The following is a 16,726-nucleotide window of genomic DNA, read 5'->3' as shown; positions in this document are numbered from 1 at the left end:
ATCAGATAATTAGATAATGTCACAATTATCTAAATTATTGAATTATCACATTAACTAATTAATTAAAAAATGAACTACATCTCAATAAAAGATATCGACTCATTATCAAAATGGGTAAAAAGCGCGATCAAAATCAAAAAAAATCCGCTCAAGAACAAGAAACTGGGAAAGAATAAAACCTTAATAATGTTGTTCTTCAATTCTAGTCTGAGAACTCGTTTAAGTACACAAAAGGCGGCCATGAATTTAGGAATGAATGTTATGGTGATGAACTTTGGCAGCGAAGGCTGGACTTTGGAATTTGAAGACGGTGCCGTAATGAATTCAGGTGCTTCAGAACACATTAAAGAAGCAGCAGAAGTTGTTTCTCAATATGGGGATATTATTGCTATCCGAGCTTTTGCAGGTTTATTGGATAAAGAAAAAGATTATGCGGAAACTGTTATTTCAGGATTTTTAAAACATGCCACAGTTCCAATCGTAAATATGGAAAGTGCTGTGCGTCATCCATTACAGTCATTAGCAGATGCGATTACGATGGAAGAATTCAAAACAAAGCACAAACCAAAAGTAGTACTTTCGTGGGCTCCGCATCCAAGAGCTTTGCCACAGGCTGTTGCCAATTCATTTGTAGAAATGATGCAGATGCAAAAAGATATGGATTTTGTAATTACACATCCTGAAGGTTATGAGCTAAGCTCGGAAATTACAAAGGACTGCAAAATAGAATACGACCAAAATAAAGCTTTTGAAAACGCGGACTTTGTCTACGTAAAAAACTGGAGTAATTTTAATGATTACGGAAAAGTAACGAACAGTGATCCAAACTGGACAGTTACTGCCGAAAAAATGGCGTTAACCAACAACGGAAAATTCATGCATTGTCTTCCGGTTCGTCGTAACGTAATTGTAAGCGATGAAGTAATTGACAGTGAAAATTCAATCGTAATTGAACAAGCAAATAACAGAACGTATTCTGCGCAATTAGTGCTGCAGAAGATTCTAAAGAAATTGTAAATTTTAGATGCAAAAGCACAAAGTTACAAAGGTTCAGAGGTTAAATTCTGTGCTTAAACTTTGCCCCTTTGTCTCTTTGAATCTTTGAACCTCATGAATAAAGTTACAGTAATAAAAATAGGTGGAAACATCATCGACAATCCAACTGAATTAGAACAATTTTTAACTGATTTTTCTAACATTGAAGGATATAAAGTTTTAGTTCACGGCGGTGGAAAATCGGCTACGAAAATGGCTCAGAGCATTGGATTGGTTCCTCAGATGATTGACGGACGCCGAATCACAGATGCTCCAATGCTGGATGTTGTGGTCATGATTTACGCTGGTCAGATCAACAAACATGTTGTGGCACAATTGCAGGCAAAAAACAATAATGCAATTGGTTTTTCTGGGGCTGATGGGAATTTAATTCAGTCAACAAAAAGAAACCACCCAACTATCGATTACGGATTTGTGGGAGATGTAAAGCAAGTCAATACAAAATTGCTGGCGACTTTATTAGAAGCCGGAGTTGTACCGGTTTTCTGCGCAATTACACACGACAAAAACGGTCAGTTATTAAATACAAATGCAGATACCATTGCAAGTGAATTGTCAATTGCATTATCTGAAGTTTATGATGTAACCCTGACATACTGTTTTGAAAAACAAGGTGTTTTGCAGGATTCAGAAGATGATTCGTCTGTGATTACGGAAATTAACGAAGCATTGTACAATAAACTGAAAGAAGAAAAAGTAATCCATTCCGGAATGATTCCTAAATTGGATAACTGTTTCAATAGTTTGTCACGAGGTGTGCAGAAAATTAAGATTGGGCATCACAGAATGCTTCAAAATTCAGATGTTCTGCATACAACGATTACTTTATAAAAGAAAAAGTTGCTAAGTTTCAAAGAAACCAAGACTTTTGCAGTCTTAGAATTTCAGTCCCGATAGCTATCGGGATAGTATCAGTACCTAATTAAAATGAAAAATATAGAAACGCTTACCTGGGAAGCAATTGATTTATTGAGAAACCTGATTGAAACCCCTTCATTTTCAAGTGAAGAAGATCAAACAGCTCTTTTAATAGAAAATTGGTTCACTCAAAATGAGATTCCTTTCAAAAGAGAAAACAATAATGTGTGGGCTTTCAATAAATATTTCGATCAAAACAAACCAACACTTTTACTAAATTCTCATCACGATACGGTACGACCTAATCAGGCTTATACAAATGATCCTTTCAAGGCAATTGAAAAAGACGGTAAGCTTTTCGGATTAGGAAGTAATGATGCCGGTGGATGTCTGGTTTCGTTATTGGCGACGTTTGCACATTTTTACGAAAATCAAAATTTATCACATAATATCGTTATTGTTGCTTCCGCAGAAGAGGAAAGCAGCGGGAAAAATGGATTAAACAGCGTTTTAAAACATTTACCGGAACTGGATTGTGCGATTGTGGGCGAACCAACATTAATGCAGTTAGCAATTGCAGAGAAAGGTCTTTTAGTTTTAGATGTAAAAGTAAAGGGAACAGCGAGCCACGCCGCACATCAAAACGATGATAATGCTTTATACAAATCAATTCCGGTAATGGAATGGTTTAAAAACTATAAATTCGATAAAATCTCAGACGTTTTAGGTCCTGTAAAAATGACTGTAACCCAGATCAACGCTGGGAAACAGCATAATGTGGTGCCGTCAGAATGTGACTTGGTGGTTGATATTCGTGTAAACGACTGCTACACTAATTCTGAAATTTTAGAAGTAGTTACAGCCAATGTAAATGCCGAAGTGAAACCAAGATCTATGCATTTAAATGCATCGTCTATTCCAATAGCTCATGGTCTGGTTCAGGCCGGAATCGCTTTAGGAAGAACAACTTATGGGTCTCCAACGCTTTCTGATCAGTCAGTTTTAAGCTGTCAGTCCTTGAAATTAGGACCAGGAGAAACCCTACGATCGCATTCAGCAGACGAATTTATATTTGTAAATGAAATAGAGGAAGGAGTCGATTTGTATATCAAAATACTAACCGATTTCTTTAAATTATAAAATTATTCAGGAGCTATTCCCGCTATCCGTTACAATCTTTTTCTGTCTAAAGAAGCCAGCAAAAGGATTTCCACTACTATCGGGGCTAGGAATACTATCAATATAAACAATGACATTAGAAATAAGTTAGAAAATAACTTCAAAGATTCGACAAAGAGAATAATCTAAAAGTCTAAAATCTAAGAAATCTAATAATCTAATTATCTAAAAAGTCTAAAAATCTAAGTTATGAAACTTTGGGAAAAAGGAATACCAACCGATAAACAAATCGAACAATTTACAGTAGGAAACGACCGTGAACTGGATTTAGTTTTGGCAAAATACGATGCATTAGGATCAATCGCCCATGCCAAAATGCTGGGACAAATAGGATTATTAACCCCAGAAGAAACCACTTCTTTGGTTGATGCTCTAAATGACATCATTGCCGACATTGTGGTTGGGAATTTTGAAATCGAAGACAGTTTTGAAGATGTTCATTCTAAAATTGAGTATTTATTAACGGTAAAACTAGGTGATGCTGGAAAAAAAATCCACACAGCGCGTTCCCGTAACGATCAGGTTTTAGTAGATGTTCATTTGTATTTGAAAGATGAATTAAAAGCGATAAAAGAGCAGGTAAAAACACTTTTTGATTTGTTGATGGAATCTGCAGAAAAGCATCAAAATGTATTATTACCAGGATACACGCATTTGCAAATCGCAATGCCATCGTCATTCGGAATGTGGTTTTCGGCTTATGCGGAAAGTCTGATCGATGATATTACAATGCTAAATGCTGCTTTAAAAATTGTTGATCAGAATCCGTTAGGCTCTGCGGCAGGTTACGGAAGTTCATTCCCAATCAACAGAACATTTACAACTCAGGAATTAGGTTTCGAAACTTTAAAATACAATGCCGTTGCAGCACAAATGAGCCGTGGAAAAGCAGAAAAAACAGTAGCTTTTGCCATGACAAGTGTGGCAGGAACTTTATCAAAATTCGCCATGGATGTTTGTTTGTATATGAGCCAGAACTTTGATTTTATTGGTCTTCCGGCGCATCTTACAACAGGCTCGAGCATCATGCCTCACAAAAAAAATCCAGATGTTTTTGAATTGATCAGAGGAAAATGCAATAAGATTCAGGCACTTCCGTATGAAATAACTTTAATAACAAACAATCTTCCAAGCGGTTATCACAGAGATTTACAGCTTTTAAAAGAAGGTTTGTTTCCTGCTATTCAAAACCTGAAAGCATGTCTGGATATTGCTATCTTTTCAATAAAAGACATTACCGTAAAAGATCATATTTTAGAAGATAAAAAATACGATTATTTGTTTACAGTTGATACTTTAAATGAAATGGTGGTTGATGGAATGCCATTTAGAGATGCTTACAAAGCCGTTGCCGAACAATTGGAAGCCGGAACGTATAAATCTCCAAAAGAAACCAAACACACGCACGAAGGAAGTATCAATAATTTGTGTTTAGAAAATATAAAAGATAAGATGAAAGTTGCTTTTTAATTTCATTTTTAAAACTATGAAAACCGATTTGTATCAATTTACAAATCGGTTTTTTATTTGATTATATCTGTTTGAATTTAAGAAAATTCAACCTAAATAGTATAAATTTGAGAATCAGTTTAAACTATTTTGAAATATGAGAGAATTTGAAGAAGAGCATACTCAAAAATTATTTGAGAGAGATTTTATTACAGAAGAACAATTAACTCAGATAAAAAATTATCGCAGTTTGGGTATTTTTTCGCTTAATGCTGAATTAAAAATGTTTTTGTATTTATCAGTTTTGCTTTTTACATCCGGAATTGGAATTTTGATTTACGAAAACATTGATACTATTGGACATGTCGCCATTCTGTCTTTGTTATTAATTGTTACCATCGTTTGCTTTTACTTTTGTTTTAAAAATTCAAAAGGATTCCAAAAATCAGAAACTACTTTTGAAAGTCCTGTTTTAGAATATCTGGTGCTGCTTGCGAATATTCTAACCTGTATTTTTATTGGCTATTTGCAATTTCAATATAAGCCTTTTGGGACACATTATGGCTTAGCGACATTAGTGCCAACAATTGTCAGTTTTATTTGTGCATATTATTTTGACAACAAAAGCGTCTTAACTATTGCCATTACGGGTTTGGCTGCTTATGTAGGTTTTTCTGTAACGCCTCAGGATTTATTCCATAATGATTTCTATTCTCATCTGGAGTTAAGTTATTCTGCTATAATTCTGGGTAGTTTATTGATTTTATGGACAATCTACAGCTTAAAAATTTCTCTTAAAACACATTTTAATCTAATTTATCTAACATTTGCATTGCACATGATTAGTATTGCTTCCATTAGTAATATGGTAAACGAATATGATGGCTTATGGCTACTTTTTTCTGCAGTTCTTGCAGCTTCATGTTTTTATTTTTATAAAGCAAGTTATGAGCAGAAGGCCATTTCTCTATATGTTTTTATGATTCTTTATGCCTATATCGGAATTAATGTTTTCTTATTTAGGATTTTTGAGAATATAGATTTTCAGGATATTTGGATGCTATTCGTTTTAGCTATTCCTGGATATTTTATAGGTTCAATCGTTTTGTTTATAAAATTAATTAAAAACTTCAATAAAGAAATTGCAAAATGATAGTATTCGATAAAATTAAGTTAGAAAATTCTGTTTTGATTGAAGAAGCAGATTCGTTAAAAAATGCTGGTTTTATTAGTAAAGAACAACTGGACTTTATTAAAAAAGAACTTCCGGGACTAAATAGCCATAAAAATATTCTGGTTCGTATAGGTTTCTTTCTTTTAGGATCATTTTTATATTCCTCAATATGTAGTGCTGTATCGCTTTTAGGAATTTCAGGACTTGACCATTACTGGGAAATTTTTCCTTTTATTTTTGGCATTATTGGCGTTTTTGGATCTGAATTTTTGGCCCAAAAAGATTATCACAATCACGGATTAGATGATGCATTTGTTTTGGGAACTATATTAAGTTTTGGTTGTGCAATTGCAATTGTTGCAGATTTCAATGAAGTGCTTCCGGTTAGCATTATTGTAGCCATAATTTCATTCATAATGTTTTTGCGTTACATTCATTTAGTATCGGCATTGATTTTTTATTTAGCATTTACAGGAACACTTGGATATTCAATATTTGAATATTTGGAAGCAGGGCAGGCAATTTTGCCCTTTTTTATGATGTTTTATGCTGCAAGTACTTATTTTTCATGCAGAAAATTGATTGCAGGTCTAACAGAATCTTATTACTACAATGGAATCCTTTTAATAAAAAGTATCAGTTTAATTTTGTTTTATTTATCAGGTAATTATTTAATAGTTAGAGAATTATCAGCAAGTTTGACAGCAGGTTATTATGAGATAAGTCCGGAAATTCCGTTTGCATTTTTCTTTTGGGCTTTTACTTTTATTGTTCCGGTTTTATATCTTGTTTATTCATTACAAAACAAAGACAGAATTATGCTCTGGATTAGTTTTCTTGCCATAGCTTTTTCATTTTACAGCTTCCGGTTTTATCATTCGGTTTTACCAATTGAAGTTGCATTAACATTAGGCGGACTAATCATGTTTGCAGTTACATTCTTTTTTATAAGGAAACTTAAAACAAAAGAAAGCGGATTAACATTTAAACCAGACAGAATCTCAAATTCAAATACATTTTTGAATACCGAAGCTTTAATAATCGCTTCAACATTCGGAATCAAGCCAGAAGTTAAACCTTCTGAATCTCCAATGGAATTTGGTGGAGGAGGTTTTAGTGGTGGAGGATCAGAAGGAAGTTTTTAATAGTTTCTGTATATATTATTATAAAAAAAACAGCGGTAAACTCTACCGCTGTTTTTAATTGTATTATTAGTTTGTAAAACTATCCTTTTAGAATTTTAAATGTTTTAATTCTGTTTTCAATTTGAACTTTACAAATATAAATTCCTCTTGTAATATTGGCGATGTTTACTTCTAATTTTTCATTACCAGTAACATTTTTAGAAGTTGTATAAACTTTCGAACCATTTGGAGAGAATATCTCTATAACTGCTTTACCATTTTCGATACTTGAAAATTCAATATTTAAAATATTATTAATCACTGTTGGAAAATATTGAATGTCTAAGTTGGCTACATTATCATTTACTCCTAAATTAGTACAAGCTGATATTACACCGGATGAAGTTACCTGAAGCGTAGCTCCTGCACCACAACTTGCATTTGGAACATAAGTAGCTACATCTGCTACAGGAAGTACTGTATAAGTATAAGACGGTTTTGAAACTATTCCGGTAACTGAATTAGCTCTATTAATACAACCATCAAACGCAACACCTACAGTTCCACCATCACCTGAATAATTTTGATAAACACTACCAATAGTTTCAAAGTTACTATTCTCAACATAACAAGTAGTATTATTGTTTCCGCCTCCTAAACCAATGGCTAAAGATCCAGAAATTGAAGTTTTGTAATAACAGTTTAAGATATGTAATTCGGCATTTCTCGCTCTTGGCATTCTTTCTTTACAGCCTTCCGCCCAATAACAATTTTTGAAAGTAATGCTGTAGCGTCCATCAGCGGAATTAAAATCATCTTTAGCGGAACCAACTAAATTTGAAAAGCGATGATCATTACTAAAACCGGTAGTATTTCTTGGTATTGGAGCTTTCAAATAAGTAAACTTACACCATGAAATAGTTACATTATCTGCTTCTCCTTTATTATCGAAATTACCATCCATTCCGTCTTGAAATTCACAATGATCAACCCATACATCAGTTCCTTCGTTGGTTAAATTGTCTCGGCCATCAACGTCGTAGGCTCCAGGGCCTTCAAAAATAAGGTTTCGGATAATGACATTTTTAGAACTTGGTTTTATATAAAGAATTCCGGAATTATTTTTTGATAAAGTAACATCACCAACAGTTATCTGCGTATTTCTAAGTTTTGCCCCAGGTAATCCAATAATTGTTTTGTTGTTAAGTTGTACACTAGTATAAACACAATCAATAACACCAGATACCAAAATTACTGAATTAGCAGTCGTAGTTGAGTTTAGTGCATTCTTTAAAGCTGTATAAGTAGAAACTGTTATAGTATTAGAAACAGTAGGAGTTCCACCTCCAGTTGCAGCGACACCAAAGCCTTCAGGAGCTGACATATAATAATTTTGAGCAAAAAGACTTGATAAACTCAGTAGCAAAAAGAATAGGGGGAATGTTTTTTTCATTTTAAAAAATTAATTTTAGTTTGTTAAAATTTTTTACAAAGTGGTTAATGTAATCGATTGCACAAATTTAATTTATTAAAATTTAAAACAAATATTTTTATAAAATAATTATAAATTTTGAGTAGATTTTTAAGTGAATATAGGCTTAATGTCACTATTTATAAGAATAGGCTATTTTTAAATGACTTTTTTTCTTAAAACTATAATAGTGTAGTGTATTTCTTTGGAAGAATTACTGTAAAGAACTGTTGTTTATTTTCTTTAGCTGATAGATAAAAAAATCCCTAAATCAATAAAATTTAGGGATGGAAAGATTAGATTTAAAGTTTATTTTGTTGAATTACACTTTTCCTAAAGTGTATAATTGTTCCATTGTCGGAGATAAACTTCCTCCTTCAGGTTCTAATGTAATTCCAAACGCTTCTGCATAGACCGTCTGTTCTACTGCAAATATTTTTTGATTATTTCCTTCAAAATTACTTAATAAACCAATACTCGTAGGAGTTAGCGTAGGACTTAATTTAAGTGCCCAAACCTGATAGACTTTCCCTTTTGGAGGTTTTGGTAAACCGGCAGCATCAATATAAGTTGTTTTGGTTTCTTTGTTCCAATACACTTTTGCAAATGATGTTGGAGAAACAGCCTGGCCACCAAGTGTTACCCCGGTATTTTTAATATCCCTAACGATTGTCAGGCTTTTTTCCGTTTCTTTATTTTGTTTGTCTAAATAAGCAAATTCTCTTTCGATTTTGTCTTTTTCGTTGCCGACAGTCGTGATAGCGCCTTTTGTTTTTGTTAATTCTAAAGTCTGATACCCCAAACCTAACAGTAATAATATCGCTGCAGCCCAACCAATGTATTGTGTACGGTTTGATGCAGGTTTCATCTCGAGAACTTTGCCGTGCTTCAATTCTAAGCGTGATTTTATCTTCTCGAAATTAGCTACCGAATGAAATGGAGAAAAACTTGATGATAAAGCGACTATTGCTTTTTCAATCGAAATAATTTCATTATCAACTTCGGGATTCTTTTTTGCTACTTCGGCTATTTCCAGATTTTCAGTTTCAGTCAATAAACCATAAACATAAAGTTCCAGAATTCCTGATTCTATATATTCTTTTGCTTCCATTAGATTTTTAGATAATTACGTAAATCATTAATACAGTTTCTGTTTTGTGTTTTGATAGTTCCCAGTGGCATTGCCAATTCTTCTGAAGCTTCTTGCTGGGTATATCCTTTAAAGAATAACAAATCAATAATCTCGATACATTTTGGTTTTAGTTTTTTTACAAATTCCTGAATTCCAATGATGTCAATTTTATTATTGATTTTGTTATTGTCGTCTAATAGATGTACGAAATTATCGGAGGAAAGGTTTTTTTGAGAGTTATTAAAATTTTTAGACCGGAGTTTGTCTATAGCAGTATTTCGGGCTATATTAAGGATCCAGGTGTAAAACCTGCCTTTATTTTCGTTATAGGAATCGGTATTTTTCCAGATTTTTACGAAAACTTCCTGTAAAACATCTTCGGCTTCTTCCCGGTTTTTTATTAAAACATTGATGACCGAAAATAAACTTTTGGAATACATATCATACAAGTGGGTAAAAGCTCTTTCATCTTTCTTGTAGATTAAAACTAATAATTCTTCCTGACTCATAAATTTAGATTTTTAGGTTTTAACAAAATTTAATTTACTTTTTTAGTACCTCGATATAAAGATAATTTATTTTTTTATTACTTTTTTTATTTTTTTTAGGTCTGTGAGACCTTATAAAATAAGGAACTGTAAAAAAAATCACTTTTTTTTTACTTTTTTAAAACCATAAACATTCTTTTTACGTAAATGCTATTATATCATAAAAGTTAATTTGTTTTTAATAGCAAAATGCAAAGAAATATTGAAAATTAATTTTTGGGATGAGTAAAAAAGTTTTAAAAAAAAAAGATAATTAAATTCAAAAATATTGATAGTTGATGACTTCGGACTTCCAAAAGAAATAGTTGATAATTTAAAAGTTGCGCACGTGCAGATGAATTAGATAAGGTTACCAATTTTAAATACCACATTATTTGGGAATCACTTATGTACGTGTTTTTAATTATATACAGTCCATTGCCGGAGCATCAACTATTTTAGAAAAAATATCGAAGTTAAATTGATAACATTAATTAAAGAAATAAAGATATTGGGGACGGAAGAAGAGCAGTTCAGTTTATTTAGTACGGCTGGACTGTTTGACCTTCCGGTTATTAAGGATTTTTAGAATAATACACTTTTAAATAAAGATATATAAGTTTTTACATGGTTTGATTTGTTTGTAAGTAGAAGCCTAACGCCTGATTAACGTTAGGCTTCACTTTTTATTTAACTTTTCATTAGTAAAATATGAGTATGGATGTTCTTGATTTACATTAGAATTTCAGTAATTTTATAAAAAATTAAAACGATGAATAGAATAGCATTTTTAGTTTGTAGTGCCGTTTTTTTAATAACAGCACAAATTCAGGCTCAAACAAGTATCAATAAACCTAAAACAGCACAAGTTATGGGAAAACAAACCATTTATCAATTTAAAGTACAGGATTTGTCAGGTGATACTTTTGATTTTTCTTCTCTTAAAGGAAAAAAAATTATGATTGTAAACACGGCTTCAAAATGTGGATTGACACCTCAATATAAAGATCTTGAAGCTATTTATAAGGAGTATAAAGACAAAGGTTTCGTAATAGTAGGATTTCCGGCAAACAATTTTGCATCTCAGGAACCAGGTACAAATAAAGAAATCGAGACTTTTTGCCAGCAGAATTACGGTGTAACTTTCCCGATGATGGATAAAATTTCTGTAAAAGGAGATGATATGGCTGAAATTTATAAATTCCTGACACAAAAATCTAAAAATGGTGTGCAGGATTCTGAAGTAGAATGGAATTTTCAGAAATATTTAATTAATGAAAAAGGTGAATTGGTAAAAGTGATTAAACCAAGAACATTACCTACAGATCCTGAAATTATAAGTTGGATCAAAGGATAATGATATTTAAAAAATAATTTGAAATGAGATTTTTAGGCAACTGAAAATCTCATTTTTCATTTTTGAAAATAGAGGAAACTGCAGCTTCATAATTTCGAATACTTTTTGCCTTTTTTATCTGTTTTAATATTTTATGGGGATTTGAAAATGTTTCCGCAAAATATTCCCATAAATGATACATCTTCAGTAAAATATGAGTTTGTCCGGATAAAGACTCGCTGTAAATGGCATATAGTGTATCATGAAATGTACTGAATAGTTCCATTTTGTTTTTAGGATATTCAAAAGTGTTGTTTTTTATCATTGTTGGTAAAAAAGGATCAGAAATTAAGCCTCTTCCAATCATCCAGTGGTCTATGGTTGGAAAACGTTCCTGCATTTCATGAAATTTTGCTACAGACGTAATATCTCCATTATAATACAATTTATGTTTCGTATTGTCAATACATTGCTGAAATGCATCCAGATGTACGCCGCCTTTATATAACTGTTTGCCAATACGGGCATGAATGGCGATATTTTTAAGTGGGTAAGTATCTAAAATTGGCAAAACATCAAGGATTTCTTCAGTGGTATCATATCCTAAACGCATTTTCATGGATACAATAATATCAGTTTCAGAATGTGCTCTGTCCAGAATATGATTGATTTGGTCGGTATTTTTTATTAAACCAGAACCCATTCCGGATTTGGTAACCATTGGGTAAGGGCAGCCTAAATTCCAGTTTAATTCTTTATAGCCCAATTCGCGGACATATTTAGCCACAAATAAAAATTCATCTGCATCATTCGTTATCACCTGCGGAATTACGTCTAAACCAATATTGTTTTCGGGAAGTAAATCCCTTTCATAAGATGCTTTTATAACCAATTTTCCATTTAAGCGAATATAGGGAGAATAAAAAGTGTCTATTCCTCCAAAAAGTTTGTTTTGGGCATTTCTAAAGCGAAAATCTGTAAATCCTTGTAAAGGCGAAGAGAGTAACGTAAAATCCATAATATTTGTAAAGTCGCAAAGATACAGTTTGTAAACGGTTATGATTTTTATATTATCCTTTTTCTTCTGATTATTACGAAGTTCTAAAATAATTATTTCAAAATCAATTGCATAAAGACAAGATCAAGCCAATGACCAAATTTATAACCTACTTCCCGAATTGTTCCTGTGTTGACAAAACCAAATTTTTCATGAAAGGCGATACTTCCTGCATTATCAGCGTCGATTGCGCCAATCATAACGTGATAACCCTGCTGTTTTGCCAAACCAATCAATTCTGTCAATAATTGTTTGCCAATGCCTTTTCCAATCACATTATCAACAACATAAACAGAATGTTCAATGGTATATTGATAACCAATTTTCTCCCGAAATTGCCCATAGGTTCCAAAACCAACTACTTCGCCGTCCAAATCAGCTACTATTACAGGTAGGTTTTTAGCCTTTTTCTCTTCAAACCACTTTTTCTGAGTTTCTAAATTTTGGATTTCGTAGCTATAATTTGCTGTTGTATGTAAGATAGAATGATTTACAATTTCAAGGATTTTTTCTAAATCGTCTGAAGCGGCTCGTCTAAGAATTACGTTCATAATGTGAAACTTATAAAGAAGTTTGAAAATACGTTTTGCAAAGATATTGTCTTTTTCCAAAAGCAGTCTTAATATCTTTTTATTTATGAATTAAATGACCAGCGAAGTTTGTAACTTTGTGTTTGAAAAAAGAAAATTCAGTAATAAATTTTCTTTAAAATAATACGCCATTTAGCATGATTTACCCCAAAATACCACTTGCTCAAAACATTATCGAAATTTGTTCAGCAAAAGGAATTCACAATATTATAATCTCTCCGGGATCCAGAAACGCACCATTAACTATTGGTTTTGCCCAAAATTCTAATTTTAACTGTTACAGTATAGTAGATGAGCGCTGCGCTGCGTTTTTTGCGTTGGGAATTGCTCAGCAAACCAAAATACCAACGGCAATTATCTGTACTTCAGGTTCTGCATTATTAAATTATTATCCGGCTGTGGCCGAAGCATTTTACAGCCAGATTCCCTTAATTGTGATTTCCGCAGATCGTCCGCAAAATAAGATTGATATTGGCGATGGACAGACGATTCGCCAGCAAAATGTTTTTCAAAATCATTCGTTTTTCAATGCCAATTTAACTGAAGAAGCTTCCGAAGAAAATGACCTGAAAATAAATAAAGCCATAGAAACTGCAATTCTTCAAAAAGGACCTGTACACATCAATGCACCTTTTGAAGAGCCTTTATATGAAACAACAGACACACTTTCTGTTCAGCCAAAAATCACAGATTCTGATGAAGTTATCGGAACAAAGTCAATTGAGAATGTACAAGATTTTGTTTCAATTTGGAACTCAGCCAAGCGAAAACTTGTTTTAGTTGGAGTAAATGAAGGGGATTCAATTGATCAAAAAACAATAGAAAATCTGGCCAATGATCCGTCAATTGTGGTTTTGACCGAAACGACGTCTAATTTGCATCATCCCAATTTTATTAATAGTATTGATACTTTAATTACGCCTTTTGATGATAATGATTTTAAAGAGTTTGAACCGGAAATATTAGTGACTTTCGGCGGCATGGTCGTTTCAAAAAGAATTAAAGGATTTCTGCGAAAATATAAACCACAGCATCATTGGCATATTGATACTTTACGTGCATACGATACATTCAATGCATTGACAAAACATTTTGTAATGGAGCCAAATGATTTTTTCAACGATTTATTGCCAAAAACAGTTTTTGTAGAAAGTGATTATTTCAAACAAATCAATGAAGTTTATCAGTTGCGAAAAATTAGAAAGGAAAAGTATCTGAATAAAATTCCTTTTTCAGACTTTAAAGTATTTGAAAAAGTAATAGCCTCTTTGCCTAAATACAGTCAGTTGCAAATAAGTAATAGTTCGGCTATTCGATATGCACAATTAATTGACATAGATTCTTCAATCGAAGTTTTTTGCAACAGAGGAACAAGTGGAATTGATGGAAGTACCTCTACCGCAATTGGTGCTTCAGTTGGAAGCCAAAAACAAACGGTTTTTATTACCGGGGATATTAGTTTTTTATACGACAGTAATGCTTTGTGGAATTCTTATATTCCTAAAAATTTCAAAATTATTTTGATTAATAATGGAGGAGGGGGGATTTTCAGAATTTTGCCCGGGCATGAAGAAAAACCGGTCTTTACTACTTATTTTGAAACTTCACATCATTTAACGGCTGAGCATCTGGCAAAAATGTATCAGATGAATTATTTTACAGCAACTGATATAGATTCATTAGAGAAAAGCATCACTTCATTTTATGAAATAAATGATGCTCCCACTATTTTAGAAATATTTACGCCAACGGCTGAAAACGATATTATTCTTAAACAATATTTTAAAGAGTTGATTTAAAAATTAAGAGCGTCATTGAGGCGCTTTTTTATATAAATATTTTTAGCTGTACCATTTCAAACTTCGTACCTTTGTCGTTTAGAAACTTAGTTGCCTGGCAGCTTAGCACATCAAAATATGATTGAAATAGGAAAATACAATGCACTTACTATATTACGTGATACCAAAGTTGGTTTATTTTTAGGAAATCCTGAAAAAGATCCGGAAGGAATTCACGATATATTATTACCCAATAAATACGTTCCAAATGAATTTGAAATAGGCGAAGAACTGATCGTTTTTGTTTATTTAGATCATGAACAGCGTCCAGTTGCGACTACACTTGAACCTTATATATTATTGAATGAATTTTCACTTTTAAGAGTAAATTATATCAATCAGGTTGGTGCTTTCATGGATTGGGGTATGGAAAAAGATATTCTTGTTCCGTTTAAGGAACAGGCACGTCCTATGGAAAAAGGAAAACGTTATTTGGTTTATCTTTATATGGATGAAAAAACCAAGCGTTTGGTTGCTTCAAGTAAGTTAAATCAGTTTTTAAAGAACGATCAGCTTACAGTAGAAAAAGGAGAAGAAGTTGATCTGATAGTTTCGCACATCACCGAATTAGGAATTAATGTTATCATTAATGAACAGCACAAAGGATTGCTTTATAAAGATGAAGTTTATGATGATTCGATAAGAACCGGTGACAGAATGAGAGGTTATATCAAAAATATTCGTCCTGATAATAAAATAGATGTTGCGTTGCAAATACAAGGTTATGAGAGTATTGAACCTAACGCAGAGAAAGTTTTAGATGAATTAAGAGCCAACCGGGGTTTTTTAAGATTAAACGATAATTCACATCCTGAAGATATTAAGACAGTATTGAAAATGAGTAAAAAGACCTTTAAAAAAGCAATTGGAGCTTTGTATAAAGAAAAACTCATTGAAATTAAAGAAGACGGTATTTATCTGGTAAAAGAATAAAATAAATCGGATTTACAAAAAAGCTCAAAAAGAATTTTCCTTTTGAGCTTTTTTTATTGTTTGTGCTTCCATCTTTTATGTGTCCATAAATAATATTCCGGTGCTTCATAAATTTGTTTTTCGACTTCATTTAAATACATTTCTGTAATTTTAAAATCTTCGAAATCTTTTGGATTATCTGCCAGAGAAACAAAAGTGGCTTCATAATAACCTCTTTTTACTTTTTTTACTTTTACAAGCACCACGCTTAAATCGTATTTTTTTGCAAGCATTTCGGCTCCTGTATGAACAGGAACTTCAACTCCCATAAATTTACTCGAATGAAAAATACGGTCTAATTTAGGAGATTGATCACTCGCTAATCCATACAAACTTAATTTTCCTTCACGTTGATTTTGTGCCATTAACGGGATTGCCTGTTTTGTTGGAATTAATTCGGTATTATATTTTGAACGAATTTTTCGAATCAGTCTATCAAAATAAGGATTGGCAAGTTTTTTATAAACAGCCACACCCTGAAAGCCAATTTTTGGATTAATTGTCAAAAGCCATTCATAACTTGCATAATGCGAGGCTACAAGAATTACACTTTTTCCTTTTTTTGCATAATCTAATATCAAATCAATATTTGTTACATGAAATCTTTTTTCCATTTCTTCAGCAGAAATACTCATTGTTTTGATCATTTCTAAAAACATATCACACATATGCTGGTAAAATTTCTTTTCTGTTTTTTTACGTTCAGCATCGCTTAAATGAGGTAAGGCAAGCGCAAGATTCGCACGGACAACTTTTCTACGGTATCCAATAACATAATAAACAAGTAGATAAACACAATCTGAAAACCAGTAAAATATTCTAAATGGAAGTACTGAAATAAGCCAAAGTAATGGGTAGGCTAAAATATAAACAAGGAACTGCATCTAACTTTTTTTCACAAAGATAAAATAAAAAAAATGCCAGCTTTAAATTTTAGTAATTCTCTAACCTTTATAAGAGAAT

At 32.4% G+C, this 16,726-nt stretch carries 15 protein-coding genes; 9 read left to right on the top strand and 6 right to left on the bottom strand.

The genetic code is table 11. The features are described 5' to 3' along the window. Positions 1–69 precede the first annotated feature (69 nt). The 6 genes from DMB68_RS07325 to DMB68_RS07300 all read left to right on the top strand — a co-directional run bounded on the left by DMB68_RS07325 (position 70) and on the right by DMB68_RS07300 (position 6,861). Positions 70–1,017 (top strand): N-acetylornithine carbamoyltransferase, encoded by a 948-nt coding sequence (locus tag DMB68_RS07325; protein WP_110345955.1) that lies wholly within the window; start codon positions 70–72, stop codon positions 1,015–1,017. A gap of 93 nt (positions 1,018–1,110) precedes the next feature. After that, positions 1,111–1,887, top strand: a complete 777-nt coding sequence (argB, locus tag DMB68_RS07320; protein ID WP_110345954.1) for an acetylglutamate kinase — start codon at positions 1,111–1,113, stop codon at positions 1,885–1,887. Between the two features lie 96 nt (positions 1,888–1,983). Beyond that, a complete protein-coding gene (locus DMB68_RS07315; RefSeq protein WP_110345953.1) occupies positions 1,984–3,054 on the top strand; it encodes a M20 family metallo-hydrolase in 1,071 nt (356 codons plus the stop codon). A 228-nt stretch (positions 3,055–3,282) separates the two neighbouring features. Then, positions 3,283–4,563 carry an argininosuccinate lyase gene (gene argH, locus DMB68_RS07310; protein ID WP_110345952.1) on the top strand — a complete coding sequence of 427 codons (1,281 nt, stop codon included), beginning with the start codon at positions 3,283–3,285 and terminating at the stop codon, positions 4,561–4,563. Positions 4,564–4,699: 136 nt separating this feature from the next. After that, positions 4,700–5,695: a DUF2157 domain-containing protein gene (locus DMB68_RS07305; RefSeq protein WP_110345951.1), complete on the top strand. Its 996-nt coding sequence runs from the start codon at positions 4,700–4,702 to the stop codon at positions 5,693–5,695. After that, complete coding sequence (locus DMB68_RS07300; protein ID WP_110345950.1) at positions 5,692–6,861, top strand: hypothetical protein; 1,170 nt, start codon at positions 5,692–5,694, stop codon at positions 6,859–6,861. The genes DMB68_RS07305 and DMB68_RS07300 overlap by 4 nt, the downstream gene beginning before the upstream one ends. A 79-nt stretch (positions 6,862–6,940) precedes the next feature. Here DMB68_RS07300 and DMB68_RS07295 read toward each other — a convergent pair whose 3' ends face one another. From DMB68_RS07295 to DMB68_RS07285, 3 genes are all read right to left on the bottom strand, one after another. Beyond that, the gene (locus tag DMB68_RS07295) at positions 6,941–8,293 is read right to left on the bottom strand and encodes a pectate lyase family protein (protein WP_110345949.1); all 1,353 of its coding nucleotides are present in this window, start codon (positions 8,291–8,293) and stop codon (positions 6,941–6,943) included. Positions 8,294–8,633: 340 nt separating this feature from the next. After that, a complete protein-coding gene (locus DMB68_RS07290) occupies positions 8,634–9,422 on the bottom strand; it encodes an anti-sigma factor (protein ID WP_110345948.1) in 789 nt (262 codons plus the stop codon). Further along, on the bottom strand, positions 9,422–9,952 hold the full coding sequence (locus tag DMB68_RS07285) for an RNA polymerase sigma factor (protein WP_110345947.1): 531 nt from the start codon (positions 9,950–9,952) through the stop codon (positions 9,422–9,424). Before DMB68_RS07285 ends, DMB68_RS07290 begins: the two co-directional genes overlap by 1 nt. 790 nt (positions 9,953–10,742) lie before the next feature. Here DMB68_RS07285 and DMB68_RS07280 point away from each other — a divergent pair. Continuing rightward, on the top strand, positions 10,743–11,327 hold the full coding sequence (locus DMB68_RS07280; protein ID WP_110345946.1) for a glutathione peroxidase: 585 nt from the start codon (positions 10,743–10,745) through the stop codon (positions 11,325–11,327). A 49-nt stretch (positions 11,328–11,376) separates the two neighbouring features. Here the strand turns inward: DMB68_RS07280 and DMB68_RS07275 are convergent, their stop codons facing one another. Then, the gene (locus DMB68_RS07275) at positions 11,377–12,324 is read right to left on the bottom strand and encodes a tRNA dihydrouridine synthase (RefSeq protein ID WP_110345945.1); all 948 of its coding nucleotides are present in this window, start codon (positions 12,322–12,324) and stop codon (positions 11,377–11,379) included. Positions 12,325–12,416: 92 nt separating this feature from the next. Next, entirely contained in the window at positions 12,417–12,914 is a 498-nt protein-coding gene (locus tag DMB68_RS07270; protein ID WP_110345944.1) for a GNAT family N-acetyltransferase, read from the bottom strand. A 176-nt stretch (positions 12,915–13,090) separates the two neighbouring features. Here DMB68_RS07270 and menD point away from each other — a divergent pair, with 176 nt between their 5' ends. Together menD and DMB68_RS07260 are read left to right on the top strand one after the other, a co-directional pair. Further along, positions 13,091–14,752: a 2-succinyl-5-enolpyruvyl-6-hydroxy-3-cyclohexene-1-carboxylic-acid synthase gene (menD, locus tag DMB68_RS07265; RefSeq protein WP_110345943.1), complete on the top strand. Its 1,662-nt coding sequence runs from the start codon at positions 13,091–13,093 to the stop codon at positions 14,750–14,752. Between the two features lie 117 nt (positions 14,753–14,869). Then, a complete protein-coding gene (locus DMB68_RS07260) occupies positions 14,870–15,724 on the top strand; it encodes a CvfB family protein (RefSeq protein ID WP_110346388.1) in 855 nt (284 codons plus the stop codon). A gap of 53 nt (positions 15,725–15,777) precedes the next feature. Here the strand turns inward: DMB68_RS07260 and DMB68_RS07255 are convergent, their stop codons facing one another. Beyond that, on the bottom strand, positions 15,778–16,647 hold the full coding sequence (locus tag DMB68_RS07255) for a lysophospholipid acyltransferase family protein (protein WP_110345942.1): 870 nt from the start codon (positions 16,645–16,647) through the stop codon (positions 15,778–15,780). Positions 16,648–16,726: the final 79 nt, after the last annotated feature.

It is taken from the genome of Flavobacterium hydrophilum (assembly GCF_003202405.1).
Lineage (GTDB): Bacteria > Bacteroidota > Bacteroidia > Flavobacteriales > Flavobacteriaceae > Flavobacterium > Flavobacterium hydrophilum.
This window is presented reverse-complemented; position numbering and strand designations above follow the sequence as displayed.